The sequence below is a fragment of the Halobacillus sp. B23F22_1 genome, assembly GCF_043497005.1.
Lineage (GTDB): Bacteria > Bacillota > Bacilli > Bacillales > Halobacillaceae > Halobacillus_A.
Genome location: NZ_JBIEKE010000002.1, coordinates 803,496 through 826,922 on the forward strand (window position 1 = coordinate 803,496; position 23,427 = coordinate 826,922).

Genomic DNA, 23,427 nt, shown 5'->3' on the forward strand with positions numbered 1-23,427 from the left:
TTTATACCACTCCCATCAAGTAAACGACAGTAAAGATAAATACCCACACAACGTCGATAAAGTGCCAGTACAAGCTGGCGATATAAAACTTCGGGGCGTTGTAAAGGTTCAAACCACGCTTAGAGTTACGAATCATCAAGGTTACAATCCAGCTTAAGCCAAACAATACGTGGCCACCATGGAAACCGACTAACGTATAGAAAGCAGAACCAAAAGCTGAAGACCTGAAAGTAAATTCGTACTCATGGATATAATGCACAAATTCATATATTTCAAAACCTAAAAATCCTAAACCTAATGCCACAGTAATTCCTAACCAAAGCTGCATTTTTCTAAAATCATTGTTTTTCATGTGATACATCGCGTATACACTGGTCAATGAACTCGTTAAAAGCAGCATCGTCATAATAAATACCAACTCAAGTCCGAATAAGTGCTCAGGTGTGTTTTCACCTGAAGTCGAACGGTTTAATGCCAAATAAGTTCCGAATAAACTTGCGAATAATACGGTTTCTCCACCTAAGAAAAACCAGAAGGCTAGAAACTTATTCTTCCCTTCGAGGGTGGCTTTTTCTGGATCATGCGGCATTTGTTTTGGATTCAACACATCTTCATGACTCATTATCGGCCAGCCCCCTTTTCAATATCTTTTTCAAGGTCTGCTTTATGAATGTGGTGCCCAAGATCGTCCTTAATTGAACGCGTCAGCATCGATCCGAGTGTGATTCCCATTCCAATGAACACAAGAGCTAGCCAGCCTTTATCATCCACTTGATAGATAAATCCAAAGCCAGCTATAAACAAGCCTAGTGACATCATGAAAGGTAAAATAGAAGCGTTCGGCATATGAATATCACCCAGAGGTTCTGCAGGTGTCATCCCTTTCTTGCCCTCACTTTTCTCTATCCATAATGGATCAAGTCCGCGAACAAGCGGAGTTTGTACAAAGTTGTAGTGCGGCGGTGGTGATGGAATTGACCACTCCAGTGTTCTGCCATCCCATGGATCCCCGCTCACTTTTTCAGTCTTCACAGCTGTATAAACTACGTTAACTAAGAAAATAATTGTACCGATTGCCATTAAGAAGGCACCAGCCGTACTTATAATATTTCCTGTTTCAAGACCTTGTCCTTCAAGGAAAACCCAGTAACGTCGAGGCATCCCCATTAATCCTAAAAAGTGTTGAATAAAGAATGTCAGATGAAAACCGATGAAAAACGGCCAGAAAGCAAGCTTGCCAAGTTTTTCATTAAGTACTTTACCAAACATTTTAGGCCACCAGTAATGCAGGGAAGCAAAAAGACCAAATACTACACCGCCGACAATTACGTAGTGGAAGTGTCCAACTACAAAATATGTGTCGTGGTATTGATAGTCGGCTGCAGCTGCAGCAAGCATTACCCCTGTCATTCCTCCAATTGTAAATGAAGGAATAAATGCTACGGACCACAGCATTGCGGAAGTCATGCGAATATTTCCACCCCACATTGTAAACATCCAGTTAAAGATCTTAATCCCTGTTGGTACTGCGATTGCCATCGTCGCAACAGCAAAGATGGAGTTAGCAATCGGTCCCATACCCACTGTAAACATATGGTGTGCCCAAACCATGAAACCAAGGAACCCAATAAGTACGGTTGCAAAAACCATTGCAGAATAACCAAACAACCGTTTTTTAGAAAATGTTGAGAATATATCACTAAATGCACCGAACAACGGCAAAATCAGGATATAAACTTCAGGGTGTCCAAAGATCCAGAATAAGTGTTCCCAAATAATTGCGTTACCTCCAGCAGCTGTATCGAAAAATACAGAACCAAACATACGATCAAACATCATGAGGAACAAACCGACAGTCAAAGCCGGAAATGCAAATAAGATTAATGTACTTGTAACAAAAGATGCCCATGTAAATAAAGGCATACGCATATACGTCATTCCTGGTGCACGCATGTTAACAATCGTTACGAGGAAGTTAATCCCTCCGATTAATGTACCTGCACCTGAAATTTGAAGACCCATGACATAATAATCTACACCATGTCCTGCTGAAGTTGTAGATAAAGGAGCATAGTTTGTCCAACCAGCATCAGGGGCTCCTCCTGTAAACCATGAAACGTTCAGCATAATTCCTCCGAATAAAAACAGCCAGAATCCGAGGGAATTCAGAAATGGAAATGCTACGTCTCTTGCACCGATTTGCAGCGGCACCACTGCGTTCATTAAAGCAAATATTAGCGGCATAGCAGCCAAGAATATCATCGTCGTTCCGTGCATCGTAATCATTTCATTGTATAATCCAGCTGAGATAAAGTCATTATCCGGCCTCATCAACTGAATACGAATTAGCATCGCTTCAAGCCCGCCGATCAGGAAAAACAGGCCACCAGCGACCAAATAAAGATGGGCAATCTTCTTGTGGTCCACTGTTGTCAAATAATCCCAAATCGCAGCGCCGAGCCCACGATTTTGTGACATTGCAGTACTCACGCTTTAACCTCCCTTTAAAGCTTTACATAAAATATTATTCTTCTTCTACTTCTTCACCGGATACATTCGACCCTACGTCGGAATGATCAAGTTCCATTAAATATTCAGCTATTTGATTAGCTTCTTCTTCTGAAACTAAGTTAGCCGGCATTTGATTTCCTGGTTTTACTTCTTCAGGGTTTACAATCCAGTCCACCAGGTTTTCTTTAGATGGCTCTAAAACGCCAGCAATTTTTGTGCGATTCGCAAAGTTTGTTAAGTTCGGTCCTTGTCCAGCAGCACCGTCGCCAATCGCGTGACAGCCTAAGCAGCTATCTTCAAAAAGATCTTGTCCTTCTTGTGCATCAGCCGTTTCAGCTTCTGCTTCAGGATCAACATTTTGCATGTCTTCTTTCCACTGGTCGTATTCATCAGGACTTACAGCAATAACTCTAAAGTCCATTAAGGAGTGAGACTCTCCACAAAGCTCAGCACAGTGGCCCCAATAAACGCCTTCCTCGTAAGCTTCTAAGTACATAGTATTGTCATTATCTCCAGGGTTTGTATCCATTTTCCCAGCAATGGAAGGTACCCAGAAGGAGTGAATGACATCACTCGATTTCATATCTAAGTATACTCTCTCACCAGTAGGAATATAGAGATCCTGACTCGTAGAAATTTCATCGTCTGGATAACTGAAATGCCACCAATATTGATTTCCTGTTACTTCAACAGTTGTAACTCCATCATCACCTTTGGTAGATTCATCAGCTAGATCAAAAGTAGCTTGTACAGTTGGGACTGCCAATACTAATAATAAAATGATTGGAATTACAGTCCAAATCACTTCAAGCGCTTTATTCCCTTCAGTTTGCTTAGGAATAAAGTCTTCTTGACCTTTCTTCTGACGATAGCGGATAAGTACAAACGTGTAGATCGCCATAACTATTACAAATACAAACAGCATAATAGCGATACTGATCATCATAAGATCAAATAATAACTCTGAGCCATATCCTTTAGGTTTAAGTGCACTTAAATTGTCAACTCCACACCCTGATAACATAAGGGTCAGTGCCCCAAACAGGAAGAATGACCGGAACTTTCCCATCCAACCTCTCATTAAGTAATACCTCTCTTTCTCTTTTAATGAAATTTTTATATTATTTGTAACCAGCTCATGCAATAAATCATGAGCTAGTTACATTAATAAAAAAACGGCAGTGTGACTAAAACCATTGTTAAAAATAGGATAGTCAAATAGTTAAGAGAATAAACAAACATCCATGTTGCCCACTTGTAGTCATCTTTCATGAAGAAACCAGCAATCCCTAAGATCAGCCAGCCTAAGGATAATGTAAATGCAATGACTAAAAATATACTGCCCAGTGATGCTAAATAAATTGGTAATGGCAGCAGACAAGCCACGTAGATCACAATTTGACGTTTCGTCATTTGAAAACCATGGACAACCGGCAGCATGGGAATTCCTGCTGCTTTATATTCATCCTTCTTCTTCATAGCTAATGCTAAGAAGTGAGGTGTTTGCCAGATAAACATGATTAGAAACAAAATAATTGCTTCTAATTGTAAACTTGGTTCAATCGCGGCCCATCCAATTAATGGGGGCACCGCACCGGAAAAACTTCCAATAACCGTGTTAATGGTATATTTCCTCTTAGACCACATCGTATACAGCACAACGTAGATAAACCAGCCGGCTGCTCCTAATAGAGCTGCAGGTATTGTTGTGAAAGATAAGACAATAACCCCAGCTGCTGAAACACCAATTCCCATCCATTTTATAACATCAAGAGGAATAGATCCTGTTACGGTTGGTCTGCTTACAGTTCTAGACATCAAAGGATCGATGTCTCTATCATACCAGTTATTTAAAATACAGCCACCAGCAATTACGAAAGCGGTTCCGAACATTGTCAGCAGGAAGGTTAACCACTGATCGGTAAAACTGGCTCCCGTATAAAATAAAGCTAGCCAAAAGCCAGTGAAAGTCGTAATTAAATTAGAATTTATAATCCCAACTTTAATCAAACTTTTAATATCAGCTAGTAATGAAGTTTCACGTACAGTCGAGTTCATCACCTGTGCAGTCGGCGTGTCAACTGTTCTAGGATTGTCCATAGACATATCTTCCCTCCTTCTCCTGCTTGCTGAAGCTATCAGTACAAAGCATTCATCGTTTCTTGTAAAATTTGTAACACTGTCAAGAAACATCAAAATAATTGTATCACGTTATCATGTTTCTATCTATTTCTACATTACAATTTTATTTTTTTGTGACAAAATTGTGAAACCCGTAAAAGACTCACACCTATATATTTCTAGCAAATATATAGGTGTAATGCAAGAGAATTTGTAGTAGATATTGGACTTCTTTATTTATTACTCCAAGAAGAACTATATAAACAACAGAAAACCCGTACCACCATAACCAGCGGTACGGGGCTTGCCTCTTCTTTGATATTACTCAAACTCAATTAGTAAGTCGCCGACGTGAATCGCTTCATTGTTGTGAATATAAATATTTTTAATGACTCCGTCAAAAGGAGCTTGCACTGTTGTTTCCATTTTCATCGCCTCTGTGATCATAAGATGGTCGCCTTTTTTCACTTTTTCCCCTTTTTCAGTGATTACTTTTATAACGGTTCCCGGCATACTCGCTCCGATATGTTTACTATTTGTTTTATCTGCCTTTGGTCGTTCCTCAACGGTCGAAGTTATATTTTTATCTTTAATAACTACTTCACGAGGCTGCCCATTCAGTTCAAAATAAACAGTCCGTGTACCATCATTTTGTGCTTCTCCAATGGATACAAGCTTAACAATTAACGTTTTACCTTGTTCAATCTCTACTTCAATTTCTTCCCCTAACCGCATACCATAAAAGAACGTCGGGGTATCAAGTACGGACATATCACCGTACTCTTCTGTGAATTTTTGATAATCCATAAAAACTTTTGGATACAGGGCGTGACTGATCATATCAAAGCTGGTTACTTGCCTTCCCAGCTTATGAAACAAGGTTTCTTGAAGATCTTTAAAGTCTACCGGCTCTAAAAGCTCACCAGGTCGTACGTGAATAGGCTCTCTTCCCTTTAAAATAATACGTTGTAATTCAGCTGGGAAACCTCCATAAGGCTGCCCTAAATAACCTTGAAACAATTCAACAACACTGTCAGGAAATGCTAACGAGTCACCGCTTTCATAGATGTCATCTTCATTTAAATCATTTTGCACCATAAATAATGCCATGTCGCCAACAACCTTGGAAGACGGGGTTACTTTTACAATGTCTCCAAACATGTCATTAACTCGACGATACATACGTTTCACTTCGTCCCAGCGGTGCGAAAGTCCAACGGCTTTCGCCTGCTGCTGCAGATTACTGTATTGTCCCCCGGGCATCTCATGATGATACACCTCTGTATGCGGTGCCATCATTCCGCTTTCAAAGTCCGCATAATATTTTCTTGTATCCTCCCAGTAGTGACCTAACTTCTCAAAAGAAGAAATATCCATACGTGGTTTTCGACCTTTACCTTCCATTGCATAGTACAAGCTATTTGCACTCGGCTGGGAAGTCAGACCTGCCATGGACCCCGTGGCTACGTCAACTACATCCACGCCTGCCTCAATCGCACGAGCATAAGTAAAAATTCCATTGCCGCTTGTATCGTGTGTATGAAGGTGAATCGGAATATCAATTGTATCTTTCAAGGTTGTAATCAATTGATAAGCTGCTTCCGGTTTTAATAGTCCTGCCATATCTTTAATTCCTAAAATATGTGCGCCTGAGTCCTGCAATTCTTTAGCTACATTTTGATAGTACTTCAAATCATATTTAGGTCGTGAAGCGTCCAGAATATCACCTGTATAGCACATTGCAGCCTCTGCTACTTTATTGTTTTCCCGAACAGCGTTTATGGTCAGTTTCATCCCTTCTACCCAATTTAAACTGTCGAAAATTCTAAATACATCAATTCCCGCGTTGGAGCTTTTCTCGACAAACTCACGAATTAAGTTGTCAGGGTAATTCTTATAACCAACAGCATTAGAAGCTCTCAGCAGCATTTGAAATAATATGTTTGGTGCTTTTTCCCTTAGCTTTAACAGTCTTTCCCAAGGATCTTCATTCAGGAACCTATAGGATACATCAAATGTAGCTCCTCCCCACATTTCTAAAGAGAATAAGTCTGGAGATAGACGAGCTGTTGGTTCAGTTATGGTTTGTAAGTCTTTCGTCCTTAACCGCGTAGCTAATAAAGACTGGTGGGCGTCCCTAAAGGTCGTGTCTGTAAGAAGCACATCGTCTTGTCGTTTAAGCCAGGCAGCTAAGCCTTCAGGCCCCTGTTCATCTAATATTTGCTTCGTACCATCAGGTATTTTAGTAGAATGCTTTACATTTGGAATACGAGGTGTAGGAATAGTCGGTTTCTTACGGTTCCCTTTACCTTCAAATCCATTAATGGTCCGATCCCCAATATACGCTAACATTTTCGTTCCCCGGTCTTTTCGTTTTGGAAATACAAAAAGTTCAGGAGAGCTGTCAATGAAGGTCGTGTTGTATTCTCCAGATAAGAACTGATTATGCTGAATCACGTTTTCTAAGAAAGGAATGTTCGTTTTAATGCCACGAATACGAAACTCTTTTAAGTTTCTCACCATTTTGTGTGCAGCCTGGTCAAAGCTTAACGCCCATGTAGACAGTTTTACGAGCAAAGAATCGTAATACGGAGATATGACCGCACCCTGAAATCCGTTTCCGGCATCCAGCCGTACCCCAAAACCGCCTCCACTGCGATAAGCCATTATTTTTCCTGTATCAGGCATAAAATTGTTTAACGGATCTTCTGTCGTCACACGGGATTGAATGGCAAAACCATGCGTTAGAATCTCCTCTTGTTTTGGAATGGATATTGGTTTGGTATGTAAATTGTATCCTTCCGCAATCATAATTTGAGACTGAACGATGTCTACTCCGGTAATCATTTCTGTAATCGTATGTTCCACTTGGACACGAGGGTTTACTTCAATGAAGTAGTACTCTTCCCCTGTCACTAAAAATTCAACTGTTCCAGCATTCACATATTTAATATTATCCATCAGCTTTACAGCTGCATCACAAATTTCTTCTCTTAAAGCATCGCTTAGAGAAACACTTGGTGCAACTTCAACTACCTTCTGATGACGACGCTGTACCGAACAGTCTCTTTCAAATAAGTGAATAACATTCCCGTCAAAATCACCTAAGATTTGTACTTCAATGTGTTTAGGTTCTTCAATTAATTTTTCTACATAAACCTCATCACTACCAAAAGCTGCTTTAGCTTCTGAGCGGGCTCGGTCGTATCCATCCTGAAGGGCATCTTCACTTCGAACGATACGCATTCCCCTGCCTCCGCCGCCCATAGCTGCTTTAATCATTATCGGGAAGCCGTGGTCTTTTCCAAATGTGCGTATTTCCTCTAACCCCACCGGACCGTCTGTTCCTGGTATAACTGGAATATCTGCCGCTATTGCTTGTTCTCTCGCCTTTACCTTATCTCCAAACATGTCTAAATGCTGACTTGTAGGGCCGATAAAAGTAATTCCTTCTTCTTCACACCTTCTCGCAAAATGAATGTTCTCTGATAAGAAACCATATCCCGGATGAATGGCATCGACATCAACACTTTTTGCAATTTCAATAATTCCTTCAATATCTAAATAAGCATCAATCGGTTTTTTTCCTTCTCCAACTAAATACGCTTCATCCGCTTTGTACCTATGATAAGAACCTGTGTCCTCTTGAGAATAAACAGCAACAGTACGAATATTTAACTCAGTGCAAGCTCGAAATACACGGATCGCAATTTCACCACGATTGGCTACAAGAACTTTATTGATCTTTTTTAATTCTGCCATGATTTCACTCCTTGATTATTTGTACGAGGAACGGGCTGTCTAATCGGTTCATACGTTTTTTGTTTCTCTGTTTCTCTTGCTTTTACACTTCTAGCTACATTATTTAATACTCCTAATGAAAGCATCATGATAAGCAGCGAAGATCCTCCGTAGCTGACTAAGGGAAGCGGCACACCTGTAATTGGCAATAGACCGCTCATGGCCCCCAGGTTAATGAAAGACTGGATAGCGAACATCGATGAAATGCCTAACGCTAATAAGGCTCCAAATGGGTCTTTACACTTCCACGAAATAAATAAACCTCTTATAATAATTAATGCAAGTAAACCTACTGTGATAATAACACCTAAGAAACCTAATTCCTCCGCGATCACAGCCATTATGAAATCAGTATGAGGTTCAGGTAAGTATCCTAACTTTTGGACACCTTGGCCAAGACCTTCTCCAAAAATTCCTCCTGTACCTATCGCTACATAAGACTGAATGAGGTGGTAGCCATCTGCATCCGGGGTGTTAAAAGGTTCATACGCTCCCGTAAACCGCTCAATTCTCTCATCCGTTATCATTTGTGTAGCCGCCAGAATCAGAACACTTCCGGTTAGGGCACTTAAGATGAGGATGTGCTTCCATCTAATTCCTGAACTCATGATCACAACCGCAGCAATCATTCCTATAACGGCAGCCGAGCCTATATCAGGTTGAAGAATGATTAAAGAAAGCAGAAACCCAGTTACAATTAAAGGCGGCATGACTGCCTTTGTAAAATCTTCTATGTAACTTTGTTTCTTCGCATATACAGCAGATAAGTAAATAATCAGCCCTAACTTGGCAAACTCTGAAGGCTGAAAATTCATAAATCCGAGATTATACCAGGATTGTGCGTTATTCACCGTTGATCCGAAGAAAAACAGCCCTCCTAATGAAAACACCATTAATAACACTAATAGTTTAGCCATTCTTTTTAAATGTCGATATGGAAAAATAGAGCCGAGCACCATAAGAATAATCCCAATGGAAACCCACTGGAGCTGCTTAAATAAGTAATGGTTGCTATCCACATTAAATCTTACAGGGCCGTAGACCATACTAGCACTGTAGACCATTACACTCCCAAACAGCACTAATGCTATGGGGGCGAACAACAATGTGAAGTCATAGGTTTTTAATCGCTGTATCATAATTATTCATCCCTACTAACATATTAAATTCTTGTTTCATCGTGCGATCTCCTTCTTTTTTTGTCAGAATTTCAAATCTAGTTTAATAGATTTCTACTAAACACTACACATTTTTGTATAAAAAAACTCAAATCGCAACATAAAATGTCGCAATTTGAGTTTGTCTGTCACGAATTTTGCGCTGCTTCATGCAAGACATTCAGTTGCTTTTCTAAATTATCTAAAATCGACTTGCCTTCTTCTTCACTGATCAGATCGAGTCGAACGGCGAAATGAATTTCACGTGAAAGCCCGAACATTTGTGTATCTAATACTTCTTCATATAATGGACATTGAGGCATAGTTAAGTTATCCATTTGAACTTTAATTAATCGCAAGATTTTATCGGCATCAGCTTTTAGAAGGGCATAGGCCTTTTCACGGTGATCCACAGCCACATCAGACAACATCAAGATCCCCTCCGTTTACATTCTATCTTTTATTAATAGTATCGTTTCGTGCAAAAAAATGCAACAACTGAATGGAGGAACTCATCAAAAGATAGACAGGTCGTAGCGATTTGATAAAATTTCTAATAATTTTAACCCAACGACACTGTTTCCTTTTTCGTCCAAAGCCGGTCCATAAACCGCAATACCTCCGAAGCCGTTTAAAGAGGCCATAACCCCGCCTGACACTCCGCTTTTTGCAGGAATGCCGACTTTAATAGCAAATGAACCTGAAGCATCATACATGCCGCACGTTACCATAAACGTTTTACAAATTCGTGCAAAGTGTTTAGGTATAATCTGGCGGTTTGACTGAAGATCTCTTCCTTCATTAGCAAATAAAGCACCCATGCGTGATAGCTGCTGGACGTTAACATCAATCGAACACTGTTTTGTATATACATCTAAAGTCTCTTCAATATCACCTGAAACGACATCATGTTGTTTCAAATAATAGAGTAGCGACCGATTTAAAAACGCTGACTTAAATTCAGAATCCGCTACCTCTTCATTGACTCCAATCGAATGGTCATCAGTCATTTCGTGTATAAAACTTAAAAGCCGGCCTACTTTTTCATTAGCATTTTTTCCTCTTATCATATTGGACACGGCTAATGCGCCCGCATTAATCATTGGGTTCAATGGTTTGGAAGGACGGTGCTGCTCTAAACGATAGATAGAGTGAAAGGGATCTCCGGAAGGTTCCATGCCAACTCTTTCAAATACATAATCTTCACCGTTATCTATAAGAGCAAGTGCTAAGGAGATAACTTTTGAAATACTTTGTAATGTAAAACAACAGTCTGTGTTACCCGCTTGTACACATTCTCCATCTAAATAATAAATCGATACAGCTAATTGATGCGGGGTTCTTGAAGACAGAGCAGGGATGTAATCGGCAACATGGCCTTTATCTGCATATTCTCTCACATTGTCTAACCAGCTCTCTAAAGTGGGTTTTTCCAGTTTATCTATCATCTTTTAGAACTCCTTTTAGTGAAATCGTCTTCATTTTTTGCTATCCTTTGAGTTGTGCATATTTATTTTAGAAAGGTGGCAACCCCTTTGATCGTTCAAATAAAAGGAAATGTCAAATTCCCAATAACATTAGATCCCACGGTGTGGATCTTCGATGATCGTAAAAAAAGCTTTGAGGAGGTATTTCACCCTGAGACCGTTGAACAAAACGACGAAGTTGAAGATGAATTAAAGCGTAAGTCTCAGCGCTTCGATCGTGAAGTATATCAACAAAAATTAAATCCTCCCGTAAACAAGAGCTTGCACCGTAAGGAAAAAGAAAGAATCTTCACTGAATCGTTTATGATGCCTATTAAGCCATTCATTCATACGAGCGAACCTGATCCATCTGTTTCGGAGGCTGTTCTTATCACGGATAATGGAGAACATACACTTCAGGCTGATCGTTTTGCTGACGGATTATTATTGTTCTCAAAAGACGGAAAACCATTAAAAGAAAATGGTCCTGTCCACCTCTATTTCTTGGATGAAGGTGACCAGCAAGAACCCATTAAAGGAATAAGAAAAATCATTTTCCAATAATATTTTTTCTGCTTACAAAATTTTTAATCCCGCGATATTTTCAAAAAATATATTTGCCCTTTAAGAGACAGCTGCCAAAGCTGTCTTTTTTGTATAAATGCACTATAACTTCACAAACTATACAAAAAGAAGCGAGGGTTTCCAATGAAATTAATTATTCTCTTAGGAGGAATTCTTTTTCTAAGCGCTTGTCAGCAGCAAAACGGTGATTCACTATTACAGGAAAAGCCAGAAAATACAGATACTAAAATGCAGTATGTTACCAATTCTGACCCCGTTGATCGAGAAAAGAAAACAACTCAGGAAACAGCAAGGCACTTAGCTAAACTGGCCGTTGAAGTTCCTGATGTTCATGACGCAACTTCCGTAGTAGTAGGAAATTATGCTGTTGTAGGTATTGATGTCGATAAAGACCTTGATCGTTCAAGGGTAGGTGTAATCAAATACTCTGTAGCTGAAGCCTTGAAAGATGATCCCGATGGTAGAAATGCGTTAATTGTCGCTGACGCTGACGGGGTAGAACGTATAAGGGACTTGGGTGAAAAAATGGCGGAAGGTCATCCTGTCGAAGGAATAACGGATGAACTAAGCCAGATCATTGCACGTTATTTACCAGAAGGCCCGATCAGAGAAGTACCAACCGACGACGACCAAAGTAAAGAATCTGTACCTGATGAAGATGAACAGAATATGGAAGAGATCCAGAAAGAGCAATCTTCTGATCAATAAGTGAAAAACAGCTAAATCCTAAAAGGATTTAGCTGTTACTTTTTTCAATAATTTCTCGCTCTTTTTCAGTTAAATCATTATAGTATTGTACACCGAATTGGGAACCTTCTGAAACCATTTTTGCGTTTTCGTTATCAGATAATTCTGGTTGTCCAGCTTCTTCAATCGGTAAGTCGTCACCTTTCCTAAAACGGCCTTGGACGGACTTTGCTTTGTCAACCACTTGTTGACGTTTTGATTCATCTTTCATAAAATAAGCAGCTGCACCACCTGCTGCCGCTCCTATTGCTGAAATAATCCAACGCTTTCTCACACTATCATCCTTTCTTTAACAACTTATAGTAAAGTGTTCCCCCAACCTATTTAATTAAAACCTGAAATGCGTCTTTCGTTTATTCATGATATGATATTTATAAGTACTATAGAAAGAGGTGATCCTCATGCGTGTGAAATGTGTACTTTGTGATTCTATTGAGACGATCGACAGCTACTGCCTTCAGGCTAAACGACTTCGCAATCGCAAGATCACCACTTATATGTGTCCTTCCTGCCATGAGAGAATAAAAAGAAATACTGAAAAACGGATTAATTCTGGTCATTTCCAATTCCGCCGTGAAATCAAAAAAGAAAAACACTTAAATTGAACGAAACCCCCAATACCATAGACATGGATTGGGGGTTTCTTATGACTGTTGATCAGATTGGCGAGCACTTCGTTCTTTATGTAGGCGTAACCTATAGATGCCAAGAATTAGCGCCGCTACTAACAGGCTTTCAGCTACCGGTAAATTTAAGCCTAGAATTAATGTTAAAAAGAATGTTCCGATGATGAGAACTGAATAAACCACTATATTTTTTAATAAAGGAAGCTTTCTAGCAAAACCTAATTTAAATGTTATAATCGCTAACGTCACCGTTACAAGATACAATCCAAAAAATGAACGAAAAAGTACAGCTACTTCTCCCTCGTCATTTAAATTTACTTCGTTGCCTAAACCGCTAAAAAACAAATCAGCAATCGGCCATAAATCAACTGGCACTTCTAATGTTGACATATCTGTCATGATGTCCCCCCTAACTTCGACAACTTTTCTTCTCACATCATACTAAATGTAAGGTTTTTACGCCACCCTATTAAAATGTCTACAATCGTTTTCATCTTACATGATTTCATTTATAATGAGCAATAGTAGGGGTGAAAACATGAAAAATATTAATTGGAACTCAATATTGCTGGCTTTCTTCGTGATCCTTGCATTTATATCTGTTGGTTTTGCACTTGGTCAGGAAGTTTTCTGGTTGGCTTTTCTCTTCCTTTTAGCAGGATTTGGTTTAATGGGATTAGGAATTTCAAAAAAGAAACGTCAGGAAACGTAAAAAACGCTGATACCTATCAGCGTTTTTTTGTATTATATTTTAATTCAACGTATTGATCGATAATTTCTTTATGAATATCAGGATGACAGGCTAACACAGTTGTCTTGTTAAGCATGTCCAGTTCTTGACCATCCGCTGTAGTAACAAGACCGCCCGCTTCGTTAACAATAACCTTCCCTGCAGCAATATCCCAGGGCATCAGCGTCATTGTTAAGTAACCATCCAGTATACCTTCAGCTACATAAGCGAATTCTAATGCGGCTGAACCGTACGATCGAGTACTGCGGATACGCTTAACCAGCTCTTCCATCCCTTTGTGTTCAATATGAGGATTCTCTGGAATTAACCAAGAAGTATTTAATGCTAATATCGATTGTTCCATTGATCTTTCTTTCATTAAGTTAAGAGGCTCGTCGTTTTTAAAGGCCCCTTCTCCACGTTTAGCAGTATATAGAGCTCCTGCCATAACATCATAAATGATTCCGATCTCCCCGACACTTTCCTCATAGATACCTACAGAAATGGCAAAGTTCCGTTTTTGGTGAACAAAATTCATCGTTCCATCGATAGGGTCTACAATCCACACAATTCCTTTTAAATCCTGGACATCATCCCCAAATCCTTCCTCACCGAATAATCGATGATCTGGAAACTCGTTTCGAATACTCTCCGCGAAGAACTTCTCAGTACTTTGATCCATCTCTGTTACCAAATCATTAGGGTTTGATTTAGTTTCAATTGTTCGAGGTTCATGAATTTTCTCTTTAATACGCTGACCTGCTTCATATACAAAATCTTTTGCTTTTTCAAATAAATGTTCTCTTGTTTGACTATCCATAGACCAGATTGACTCCTTCTCATATGGTATTTCTCTATCTTAGCAGAAATTGGGTGTATTGAACAAAAAAAGAGCAGCCTCTAGTCGGTGCTCTTTATTCGGACCATTCCATCAGCTGCTTATGAAGCTCTGACAACCGCATTTTACATTTATCCATCTGCTCCTTGTCCTCTGCTATCATAGCATCATACAAGCATACTAATTCATAATCAATTTCCATGCGGATTACGGGGAGCCTTTCTTCAGCTTCTCTTTTACGTAATGCCTCCATAACGTGTTTCACTGGTCTTTCCTCCCTTTTTTCATCCATAATTATATATATGACCATAAGCTCCTGAAGTTTCGATAAGATTACTTATTTATAACCCAATTTCGCATGAGTGAAACCTGCAAAACACATTACTTAATGGCGGCTCTGACTTGTGGTAAAATTCTTTGTAGAATAAATAGGAGTTGAGTTTATGAGTGAGTTTAATGGATTTACGCAGCAGGATTTTGATGTTTTTTCTATTAATGGACTTGAAGACAGAATGGCAGCTCTTCGAGAGAATGTCTCTCCTAAATTAGAAGCGGTTGCTGCTGAATTAGCTGCAGACCTTACAGCTATGACAGGAGATGAAATGTTTGTACATGTAGCTAAGCACGCTAGACGGACCACAAACCCTCCAAATGATACATGGGCTGCGCTTGCAGCAAATAAGAGAGGGTACAAGAAGCTCCCTCATTTTCAAGTCGGCATGTGGGGGACCCACGTTTTCGTTTGGTTTGCAGTGATTTATGAGAGCCCGATTAAAGAAAACTTCGCTGAGACTTTGCTTAAAAATAGAAAGGAAGTTCAATCCGTTGTTCCCAATGAATTTGTCTGGTCACTTGACCATACGAAGCCGGACATCATCCCCCACACTGAGGTAGATGATGAAAAATTAACCGAAATGCTCAACCGATTAAAAACAGTTAAAAAAGCTGAACTTCTTTGCGGTATTACGCTTGACCGAAACGATGAACGTCTTCAAGACGGCCAGCGCTTTATTGACTTGTGCCGCAATACTTTTGAGACATTACTGCCCCTCTACCGTTATACAAAATAAAGAAGAGCCAACAGTTGGCTCTTCAGGCTGTTGAGATCGTTCTCGACAGCCTTATTTTTGTGCCCTTGTTAGAATTCATAGGGACGGTAATGGCTTTGGTTTAATCAAGGAAAGATTTATAGAAAAAGTCAAATAACAGGGAGAAATGCTGCCTTTCAGTATGAAAAATATTCTCCTCCGCTAAGCCAGGTAAGACTAGATGCAGGAGAATTTAAAAAATCAGAAAAAAGCTGTCCTGGATTTTAATTGTCAGGCAGACCACTTATTTTAAAATTCTACCTTCAATGGACCTTCAATATTTCATTTTTATGAAGAAGATGGAGCGTGCATTTGTGGAAAGGATCGGTCTGTACTCTCGAGGGAGGAAAAAAGCTTATAGATAAACACAGGGTTCTCTACAAGCTGAGGAGTCCTATCGACTCTTTTTATTTATCCATCTTTACCCGCTGTCCTTCTGACAGTTCTTTCGCTCTTTTAACCGTTCGATAACAGGAGTATCCAGACTCTTTTTCAAATTGTCCGCATAACTGCTTCTCTTCACTTTTTGATGGAACGATTTGTTTAAACCGAGTATACGCCATCAATAGTTCTTCCTTTTTCACACTTCCCTCATAAGCTTGTTCCACCATTGAATAAAAATTTACGACATCAATGATTTCTTCTTTCGTCCAAAACGATTCATCTATTGGATATTGATAACTCACCTAGTCACTTCCTTTTGTTATTAGCTCCATTTTGTACGAATGGATTCCGCCTCTTTAATAAGTCGCTCAAATAATTCGCTTACCGAGGGAACGTCCTGGATCCGGGCTGCTACTTGGCCAGCCCAGCCAAACCCATGTTCTCCTCCATTATAAATGTATTTTTTATTCGTTTTCCCACTTACATAGGGCCGCAAAAATTCATAACCTGGCTGATTTTTTTCATATTCTACAATTTGTTCCGTCCAACGGTTTTTCAACGCTCTGGCAGGTGCTCCTAAAGAACGTTTGATTACAATTGTTGAGTTTTCATCGGCTTCAATTAAAGCATTTTTATAACTTTGATGAGCATGCACACATTCTTTTGTCGCGATAAATCGCGTCCCCATTTCAATGCCTTCCGCTCCTAATGCTAAAGCCGCCATAAGGCCTTTCCCATCCCCAATACCTCCGGATGCAATTACAGGGATTTCCACTGCTTCTGAAACTTGTGGCGTTAATACAAACGTACTCACATCTTCTCTCCCAATATGACCGCCGCCTTCTTGTCCGACCACCATTACCCCATCTGCCCCCAGCTTTTCGGCTTTGATGGCTTGCCTTTTCGCAGCTACAAGAACGAGCGTTTTGATTCCAGTTCCTTTCACCATTTCTAATAAAGGTTGGGGATTTCCTCCCGTAATGGTGATAGCAGGTACTTTTTCATCAATAGCTATTTGAACCATAGATTGAAATGGTCTTCCATGCTGTCCAATAGCAAAATTTACTCCAAACGGATTTGAGGTTAATGATCGTACATTATGTATCTCTTCACGTAATTGGCCCTCATTTTTCATGCTCATAGCTGTAATTTGACCTAATCCTCCGGCATTTGATACTGCTGCAGCCAAATCACTATATGCTAAGTGAGCTAATCCTCCTTGTATAACCGGGTAATCTATACCCAGCAACTCAGTCACTCTCGTATTCCACTTCATACTATTCACCTTCCCTTTTTATTAGTTTATCACGAATGGCCCCCTAGTAAAAAACTAGCCACGCTATAAGAACTCTGCTATAATTCATTTGCTTTTATACATGAGTTAACAAAATATCAAAAGCAGAAAATTGCTTGAGCTTATAAAGAGGTGGACCGAGATGGACCAAAGTAAAACGCCTTTATTTTCCGGGCTTAAACAACATATTGATAAAAAGCCTGTACAATTCCACATTCCAGGCCATAAGCAAGGTAAAGGAATGGATAGCGAATTCGCTTCATTTATGGGAAGCCAGTCATTAGCCATCGATTTAATTAATATTGAACCATTAGATGACCTTCATCATCCTCACGGGTTAATTAAGGACGCTCAGACACTTGCGGCAGAAGCTTTTGGTGCTGATTACACTTTTTTCTCCGTACAAGGTACTTCTGGAGCAATTATGACAATGGTCATGAGTGTCTGCAATCCAGGCGATAAAATTATTGTTCCAAGAAATGTGCATAAATCTGTTACTTCCGCTATCATTTTCTCAGGTGCGATTCCTATTTTTGTTCATCCTGCATTAGATGATCAATTAGGCATATCTCATGGGATAACTCCAGAAGCTGTAAACCATGCTTGCGAGGCCCATCCTGATGCCAAAGCAGTACTTGTCATTAATCCGACGTATTTTGGTGTGACGGCTGATTTAAAACAAATTGTTAACATCGCCCACGACTATGGCATGCCTGTTCTTGTTGATGAAGCACACGGCGTTCATATTCATTTTCATGAAAGGCTGCCCGCTTCAGCTATGCAGGCAGGAGCAGACTTAGCAGCAACAAGTGTACACAAACTAGGAGGAGCTTTAACACAAAGCTCTGTATTAAATTTAAAAGAAGGACTCGTTTCTCATGAACGTGTGCAGTCGGTGCTTTCCATGTTAACTACGACTTCTACATCTTACCTTCTTCTTGCCTCTCTAGACACTTCACGAAGGCATTTAGCGGTAAATGGGAAAGAAATGATACAACAGACACTGAATCTAGCAGACGAAGCACGACGCAAAATAAATCAGATTCCCGGCTTATACTGTGTGGGAGAAGAAATATTAGGAACACCAGCAACGTTCGATTATGATCCGACAAAGCTTATTATCTCTGTTAAAGATTTAGGGGTGACCGGCTATGATGTAGAGGTTTGGTTAAGAAGACATTATCAAATTGAAGTAGAGCTGTCCGATTTATATAATATTCTTTGCATTATTACATCCGGAGACTCCAACCGTGAAATCACTCTTTTAATTGAAGCGCTCACTCACTTAGCTGGTGAAGCTGCTCGTAATTCTAAAGTAGATAGCGTAAAAGTAAGTGTGCCTGATATCCCGCTCCTTGCTTTATCACCTAGAGAAGCATTTTACGCTTCTTCGGAAACGATCCCCTTTGCCAGATCAGTTGGTCGGATCAGCGCGGAATTTTTAATGGTATACCCGCCCGGCATCCCTATTTTCATTCCTGGAGAAATCATCACACAGGATAATATTGATTACATCAATGAAAATATTTCGGCGGGTTTGCCAGTTCAAGGGTTAGAAGATGACACCCTTGAAACCATTCAAGTGATTAAAGAACATAGAGCATTTAAATAAATACCCAAACAAAAAGCTCTCCAATGATTTCATTGGAGAGCATTTTAAAAGTGCTACTTTTTAGGTTGGTTGCAAGAAGGACATGTACTGTAAAGAGTAGACACTTTTTCGTTTTCATAATGTTCAATTACTTTTTGACATTCTTGACAAACAATTGTACCCATTATTACATCCCATCCTTTACGTTTTGTATTCGCTTTCACTGTACATTTATTTTAATATGTCACATTAAAAATTACAACCCTTTTAGTATAACTTTTTGTAAAATGTGTCATACTATTAGTTGGTCTAATTTAATATATGAAATTCTTTTTAAAAAAAGAACGGCTGTTAGTCTTTCTTAGTGTGGAGAATGGAATCTTAAACCTTCATAATATGAATGCCCATTTACAAACGCTGCTTTTATAAGGGCACAGCTTGGATAAATGAGCTTGCCCATGATCTATTTCGAAAAAGGGCTTGAGGAAACGGCGAGACTTCTGAGGGAAATGGGAATGAGGTGTGACTCCGGAGGGCTGATAAAGCCCGAGGAGGTACACCGTTCGCCCGATTTGGAGTAATAAGTATGGACATAAAAAGCTCCCCTAAAGGCAACAGATTTTTAATCTGACTACCTTAGGGGGAGCACTTCAACTTTCTGCCGTTCTTTTATTCATTGATCTTAATAAGTCCAGGATCTAATAATTCATATCCTTTTTCTTTAAAACCTTCCACGATATCTGGTATTGCTTCAGCCGTCCACTCTCGGTCGTGCATGAGTAAATTAGCCCCAGGCACTAACAGTTCGGTATTAACCATAATATCAGCTAGAGAGTCAGCATTTTGATAATCAGCTTCCCAATCATACCCGTATGTCCAGTTCATTAACAACATGCCTTCTTCTTTAGCAATCTGTTCAGTCAATTCTGTATTTTGACCAAAAGGGGCTCTAAAGAATTCGGGGCGCTCCCCAATAATCTCTTCAATTTGGTCATTAAGCTCTACTATTTCAGATTTCTGCTCTTCTTTTGAGATGTCTTGTAAAGAAGCGTGAGTCATCGTGTGATTTCCAATTGCGAAACCTAAATCATGTATTTTTTTTAATGTTTCTTTTTTCTCAGGCGTATTGATAAAGTGTCCATTCACAAAAAAGATAGCAGGCGCTCCTAATTCATGTAGTGTTTCCGCCATTTCCAGCCCGTATTTGTCTGGTGCATCATCAAATGTAAGAAGAACTACATCCTCTGAAGCATCATCGATTGGTTCAAATGCCCAAACCTCATTCATTATGTATTCCGGTTTAGAAGGGGATTCCTCTACTTCTTCTCCTTGATCCTCTTCTTCTTCATTGCTTTCATTTTCTTCTTCTTTACCTTCCCCATCCTCATTTCCCTCTATTACGTCCTCTTCTGCCTTTTCACTCTCATCCTTATGGGCTTGACTATCACTGCACCCCACCAAAATAATCAGTATGATGAATACACTCAAAAAACCTTTCACTCTTTTATTACCCCCAAATTTACTTTATATGTATATTCCTATTATAAAGGAAGTATTTAATTTTCACTATCGTTTTACAAAATTTTTGTTTGTAATTTTCAACTGTGACTTATGAACCAGAGGATGATTTTTAATTCGAAAGAGTTGACACTGAACAGGGGAAGTTTTATTCTGTGTAATGGCCTGCTATTTGTGGGCTTTTTTATTTTGAACGTCTATCCTTTTAGGATCAGCAGAATTCGACACTCTTGTTGTTTCGTTTTATAAGAGGATGGGTACTATAACGTATGGTACAATCATCTCATTTCTTATTCCATTATACTATTCAACATTTTCCCTCTGAATGGTTCTTAACTTTTTATATTCACAGTCCCCCACTGGAATATAAACGAATGAAAGACGAGTGGTGGCAAATAATAATACCACTTCACATTATGTACGATCTTCTAGATAAAGTTCATTGACTGAAAAAGAGGCTTTTAAGTCTGGTGACTTCTCTTGAGATGAGATGATGGTTAACTTTGGGGATAGAGCAAAGACAAGATGTTATACCAGCTAAGCTCTCTAAATAAGTCGGAAAGGATGTTTGATATGCAACAAGTCTCGAAAGTGTTTTACATTTCCGTTGTTGTAGCTGTATTGTTCATCATTTGGGGTGTATTACCAGACTCCTTGCTACAATCAGCGAACCTTTCAACGGTAACAACGAATGTGCAAGGATTCATAACAGACAAATTTGGCTGGTTTTACTTACTCTCTGCAACAGGCTTTCTTATTTTTGCCATCTATTTGATTTTTTCTAAATACGGAAAGCTTAAATTAGGAAAGGAAGAAGATGAGCCTGAATACCCTTACATTACTTGGTTTGCTATGTTGTTTAGTGCCGGTATGGGGATTGGACTTGTTTTCTGGGGAGCAGGGGAACCGCTCTCCCACTTCCATGCCCCACCGGGTGTTGAAACAGAGCCTCAAAGTCAGGAGGCTGCCAGAGAAGCTATGAAGTACAGTTTCTTTCACTGGGGCTTTCACCCGTGGGGAATTTATGCAGTACTCGCACTCGCACTAGCTTACTTCAAATTTAGAAAAGGCGCTCCAGGTGTTATTAGTGCAGCATTAGTACCATTATTAGGGGAAAAAAGAATTAAAGGTCCTATTGGTACAGCCGTGGATTTCATTGCAGTATTCGCTACTATCTTCGGTGTTGCTACATCCTTAGGTTTAGGTGCATTACAGATTGCAAGTGGTTTATCATTCTCATTTGATGGAATTGATAATACGTTTGGACTTCAGCTTTTAATTATTGTGATTGTAACTGTGCTGTTTATGACTTCAGCGATGACTGGTTTAAATAAAGGGATCAAGTATTTAAGTAATACGAATATTGTGTTAGCTCTGCTACTCATGTTCTTCCTTTTATTCGCAGGTCCTACCAACTTTATTATGGATTATTTCACATCAACCTTTGGCTCTTATGTACGCGATTTACCTTATATGAGCTTTAGAATGACGCCATTCTCAGAAGACAATACGTGGGTCGCTGACTGGACTATCTTCTACTGGGCCTGGTGGATTTCATGGGCTCCATTTGTTGGAACATTTATCGCTCGTGTATCTAAAGGACGAACCATACGTGAATTCATTTCTGGTGTATTATTAGTACCTACAATCTTCGGCGCACTTTGGTTCTCCGTATTTGGCGGAACGGCTATTAACCTGGAATTTTTTGAAGGTATAGACGTATACTCTGATGTTAGTGAATTAGGTGCAGAAGTTGCGTTATTCTCCAGTCTTCAGCACATCCCGCTGGGTGGAGTTATGACAGTAATTGGTCTATTGCTGATCAGCACGTTCTTTATTACTTCTGCTGACTCTGCAACATTTGTGTTAGGTATGCAGACGACAAACGGCAGTCTTAACCCTGCATTAAAAGTTAAATTCATCTGGGGGCTCATTCAAGCAGGTGCAGCCGCAATCCTGCTTTGGCAGGGCGGTTTAAATTCCTTGCAGACCGCAGCCATTATCGCAGCCTTCCCTTTCACCTTTATTATGATTCTCATGTGTTTCTCCTTGTTTAAAGAGTTTCAAAATGAAGGTAAAAAAATCGGACTTAAGAGAAAGTAAAATATAATCTACGACATATGAACTGCCCCTGTCCAAGCAGACAGGGGCAGTCATAAAAACGGCTGAACGGCTTTAGCTCTTAATTTCAGAGTTAAGGCCGTTTTCCTTTTTTCTATAGCACGCAGTACAGCCTCATTTATTTTATGAAAACGTGATCAATTGGTTAAATTTCTGACAGATAAATGCCTACTGCTTCCTTGAATATGTGCGTCTCGTCCTACCTTCAATCAAGCATTTCACTTTACCAATATAATTTCCTTCTTATTAAAAAATTAAAAATCCCCCATTAAAAGAAGTTTATTAATGAAATAGTATTCTTTTTACATAAATAAAACTACGATAACAAATCAATTAAGTAGAAAACACTGCTTTTGCATTATGATAACAATTAGATAACATAGCGTCGTTCTATCATGTTCTTTGATACACTTTGTTTTATAGAAGGAGTGGTAAAAGAGATGATACGATTCGCAATGAGCGGCATACTTATATTCAGCTTGTTTGTCAGCCTTCTATCAGGATGTCAAGCAGGTAATGAAGATATAAAAGTAATAAGCGCTAAACCCTCAGGATATGAAATTAACCTCTATACCCATCCAGATGATGAAAAACAAGCCAAAGAATATATGGAAGCTTTATTAAACTGGAAGACAAGTCAAGAAGATGACGATTTTTTAGCTTTCAATGAGACTACAACAAATACAAAAGATATCGACCTCACATCTGATCAATTACCCGCTCTTATTATCTATAAAGAAGGTCAAGCAATCCAAACCATTACGGGTGAAGATACAAGTCCTACTGATATCATAGATACATTAGAAAACACTGTGGCCCTTACTGATAATCAAAACTCCTAAGCCAAAA

Annotated in this window: 24 protein-coding genes; 8 read left to right on the forward strand and 16 right to left on the reverse strand. The window is 39.4% G+C overall.

Translation table 11 applies throughout. From position 1 onward, the window contains the following. Position 1: 1 nt before the first annotated feature. The 8 genes from ACGTNH_RS11905 to glsA all read right to left on the reverse strand — a co-directional run bounded on the left by ACGTNH_RS11905 (position 2) and on the right by glsA (position 11,038). Positions 2 to 622, reverse strand: a complete 621-nt coding sequence (locus ACGTNH_RS11905) for a cytochrome (ubi)quinol oxidase subunit III (protein WP_394587067.1) — start codon at positions 620 to 622, stop codon at positions 2 to 4. Next, on the reverse strand, positions 622 to 2,490 hold the full coding sequence (gene ctaD / locus ACGTNH_RS11910) for a cytochrome c oxidase subunit I (protein ID WP_394587068.1): 1,869 nt from the start codon (positions 2,488 to 2,490) through the stop codon (positions 622 to 624). Before ctaD ends, ACGTNH_RS11905 begins: the two co-directional genes overlap by 1 nt. Before the next feature lie 34 nt (positions 2,491 to 2,524). Continuing rightward, the gene (gene coxB, locus ACGTNH_RS11915; protein ID WP_394587069.1) at positions 2,525 to 3,592 is read right to left on the reverse strand and encodes a cytochrome c oxidase subunit II; all 1,068 of its coding nucleotides are present in this window, start codon (positions 3,590 to 3,592) and stop codon (positions 2,525 to 2,527) included. An 83-nt stretch (positions 3,593 to 3,675) separates the two neighbouring features. Next, positions 3,676 to 4,611 carry a heme o synthase gene (cyoE, locus tag ACGTNH_RS11920; RefSeq protein WP_394587697.1) on the reverse strand — a complete coding sequence of 312 codons (936 nt, stop codon included), beginning with the start codon at positions 4,609 to 4,611 and terminating at the stop codon, positions 3,676 to 3,678. Between the two features lie 342 nt (positions 4,612 to 4,953). Further along, positions 4,954 to 8,394, reverse strand: coding sequence for a pyruvate carboxylase (gene pyc / locus ACGTNH_RS11925; protein WP_394587070.1), 3,441 nt, complete (start codon positions 8,392 to 8,394; stop codon positions 4,954 to 4,956). Beyond that, positions 8,382 to 9,572, reverse strand: a complete 1,191-nt coding sequence (locus ACGTNH_RS11930) for an FtsW/RodA/SpoVE family cell cycle protein (RefSeq protein WP_394587072.1) — start codon at positions 9,570 to 9,572, stop codon at positions 8,382 to 8,384. Before ACGTNH_RS11930 ends, pyc begins: the two co-directional genes overlap by 13 nt. Positions 9,573 to 9,739: 167 nt before the next feature. Beyond that, positions 9,740 to 10,021 (reverse strand): Fpa/YlaN family protein, encoded by a 282-nt coding sequence (locus ACGTNH_RS11935; RefSeq protein ID WP_373868064.1) that lies wholly within the window; start codon positions 10,019 to 10,021, stop codon positions 9,740 to 9,742. 84 nt (positions 10,022 to 10,105) lie between these two features. After that, positions 10,106 to 11,038 (reverse strand): glutaminase A, encoded by a 933-nt coding sequence (gene glsA / locus ACGTNH_RS11940; protein WP_394587074.1) that lies wholly within the window; start codon positions 11,036 to 11,038, stop codon positions 10,106 to 10,108. Between the two features lie 87 nt (positions 11,039 to 11,125). On the opposite strand from glsA, the gene ACGTNH_RS11945 reads away from it, so the two are divergent. Continuing rightward, a complete protein-coding gene (locus ACGTNH_RS11945; RefSeq protein WP_394587075.1) occupies positions 11,126 to 11,620 on the forward strand; it encodes a hypothetical protein in 495 nt (164 codons plus the stop codon). A gap of 144 nt (positions 11,621 to 11,764) precedes the next feature. Further along, entirely contained in the window at positions 11,765 to 12,349 is a 585-nt protein-coding gene (locus ACGTNH_RS11950; protein ID WP_394587076.1) for a YhcN/YlaJ family sporulation lipoprotein, read from the forward strand. A gap of 28 nt (positions 12,350 to 12,377) precedes the next feature. On the opposite strand, the gene ACGTNH_RS11955 is transcribed toward ACGTNH_RS11950, so the two are convergent. Continuing rightward, positions 12,378 to 12,662 (reverse strand): YbyB family protein, encoded by a 285-nt coding sequence (locus ACGTNH_RS11955; protein ID WP_394587077.1) that lies wholly within the window; start codon positions 12,660 to 12,662, stop codon positions 12,378 to 12,380. Positions 12,663 to 12,789: 127 nt separating this feature from the next. On the opposite strand from ACGTNH_RS11955, the gene ACGTNH_RS11960 reads away from it, so the two are divergent. Beyond that, positions 12,790 to 12,993, forward strand: a complete 204-nt coding sequence (locus tag ACGTNH_RS11960) for a YlaI family protein (protein WP_394587078.1) — start codon at positions 12,790 to 12,792, stop codon at positions 12,991 to 12,993. A gap of 39 nt (positions 12,994 to 13,032) precedes the next feature. On the opposite strand, the gene ACGTNH_RS11965 is transcribed toward ACGTNH_RS11960, so the two are convergent. Then, entirely contained in the window at positions 13,033 to 13,413 is a 381-nt protein-coding gene (locus tag ACGTNH_RS11965) for a YlaH-like family protein (protein ID WP_394587079.1), read from the reverse strand. A gap of 139 nt (positions 13,414 to 13,552) precedes the next feature. Between ACGTNH_RS11965 and ACGTNH_RS11970 the strand changes: the two genes are divergently transcribed. Further along, positions 13,553 to 13,726, forward strand: a complete 174-nt coding sequence (locus ACGTNH_RS11970; protein ID WP_394587080.1) for a DUF5325 family protein — start codon at positions 13,553 to 13,555, stop codon at positions 13,724 to 13,726. 16 nt (positions 13,727 to 13,742) lie between these two features. On the opposite strand, the gene ACGTNH_RS11975 is transcribed toward ACGTNH_RS11970, so the two are convergent. Both ACGTNH_RS11975 and ACGTNH_RS11980 read right to left on the reverse strand, forming a co-directional pair. Next, on the reverse strand, positions 13,743 to 14,564 hold the full coding sequence (locus ACGTNH_RS11975; RefSeq protein ID WP_394587081.1) for an inositol monophosphatase family protein: 822 nt from the start codon (positions 14,562 to 14,564) through the stop codon (positions 13,743 to 13,745). Positions 14,565 to 14,658: 94 nt separating this feature from the next. After that, positions 14,659 to 14,847, reverse strand: coding sequence for a YkzI domain-containing protein (locus tag ACGTNH_RS11980; RefSeq protein ID WP_394587083.1), 189 nt, complete (start codon positions 14,845 to 14,847; stop codon positions 14,659 to 14,661). A gap of 178 nt (positions 14,848 to 15,025) precedes the next feature. Between ACGTNH_RS11980 and ACGTNH_RS11985 the strand changes: the two genes are divergently transcribed. Beyond that, positions 15,026 to 15,652, forward strand: coding sequence for a YktB family protein (locus tag ACGTNH_RS11985; RefSeq protein ID WP_394587084.1), 627 nt, complete (start codon positions 15,026 to 15,028; stop codon positions 15,650 to 15,652). Between the two features lie 425 nt (positions 15,653 to 16,077). Here ACGTNH_RS11985 and ACGTNH_RS11990 read toward each other — a convergent pair whose 3' ends face one another. Together ACGTNH_RS11990 and ACGTNH_RS11995 are read right to left on the reverse strand one after the other, a co-directional pair. After that, on the reverse strand, positions 16,078 to 16,356 hold the full coding sequence (locus ACGTNH_RS11990) for a UPF0223 family protein (protein WP_394587085.1): 279 nt from the start codon (positions 16,354 to 16,356) through the stop codon (positions 16,078 to 16,080). 20 nt (positions 16,357 to 16,376) lie between these two features. Next, positions 16,377 to 17,330 (reverse strand): NAD(P)H-dependent flavin oxidoreductase, encoded by a 954-nt coding sequence (locus ACGTNH_RS11995; protein ID WP_394587087.1) that lies wholly within the window; start codon positions 17,328 to 17,330, stop codon positions 16,377 to 16,379. A gap of 160 nt (positions 17,331 to 17,490) precedes the next feature. On the opposite strand from ACGTNH_RS11995, the gene ACGTNH_RS12000 reads away from it, so the two are divergent. After that, positions 17,491 to 18,960 (forward strand): aminotransferase class I/II-fold pyridoxal phosphate-dependent enzyme, encoded by a 1,470-nt coding sequence (locus ACGTNH_RS12000; RefSeq protein ID WP_394587088.1) that lies wholly within the window; start codon positions 17,491 to 17,493, stop codon positions 18,958 to 18,960. Between the two features lie 53 nt (positions 18,961 to 19,013). On the opposite strand, the gene ACGTNH_RS12005 is transcribed toward ACGTNH_RS12000, so the two are convergent. Both ACGTNH_RS12005 and ACGTNH_RS12010 read right to left on the reverse strand, forming a co-directional pair. After that, positions 19,014 to 19,124 (reverse strand): GapA-binding peptide SR1P, encoded by a 111-nt coding sequence (locus ACGTNH_RS12005; RefSeq protein ID WP_394587089.1) that lies wholly within the window; start codon positions 19,122 to 19,124, stop codon positions 19,014 to 19,016. 484 nt (positions 19,125 to 19,608) lie between these two features. Then, positions 19,609 to 20,439 (reverse strand): polysaccharide deacetylase family protein, encoded by an 831-nt coding sequence (locus ACGTNH_RS12010; RefSeq protein WP_394587090.1) that lies wholly within the window; start codon positions 20,437 to 20,439, stop codon positions 19,609 to 19,611. 591 nt (positions 20,440 to 21,030) lie between these two features. Between ACGTNH_RS12010 and ACGTNH_RS12015 the strand changes: the two genes are divergently transcribed. Continuing rightward, positions 21,031 to 22,560 (forward strand): glycine betaine uptake BCCT transporter, encoded by a 1,530-nt coding sequence (locus tag ACGTNH_RS12015; RefSeq protein ID WP_394587091.1) that lies wholly within the window; start codon positions 21,031 to 21,033, stop codon positions 22,558 to 22,560. A gap of 458 nt (positions 22,561 to 23,018) precedes the next feature. Next, complete coding sequence (locus ACGTNH_RS12020) at positions 23,019 to 23,420, forward strand: hypothetical protein (protein WP_394587092.1); 402 nt, start codon at positions 23,019 to 23,021, stop codon at positions 23,418 to 23,420. The last annotated feature ends 7 nt before the right edge of the window (positions 23,421 to 23,427 follow it).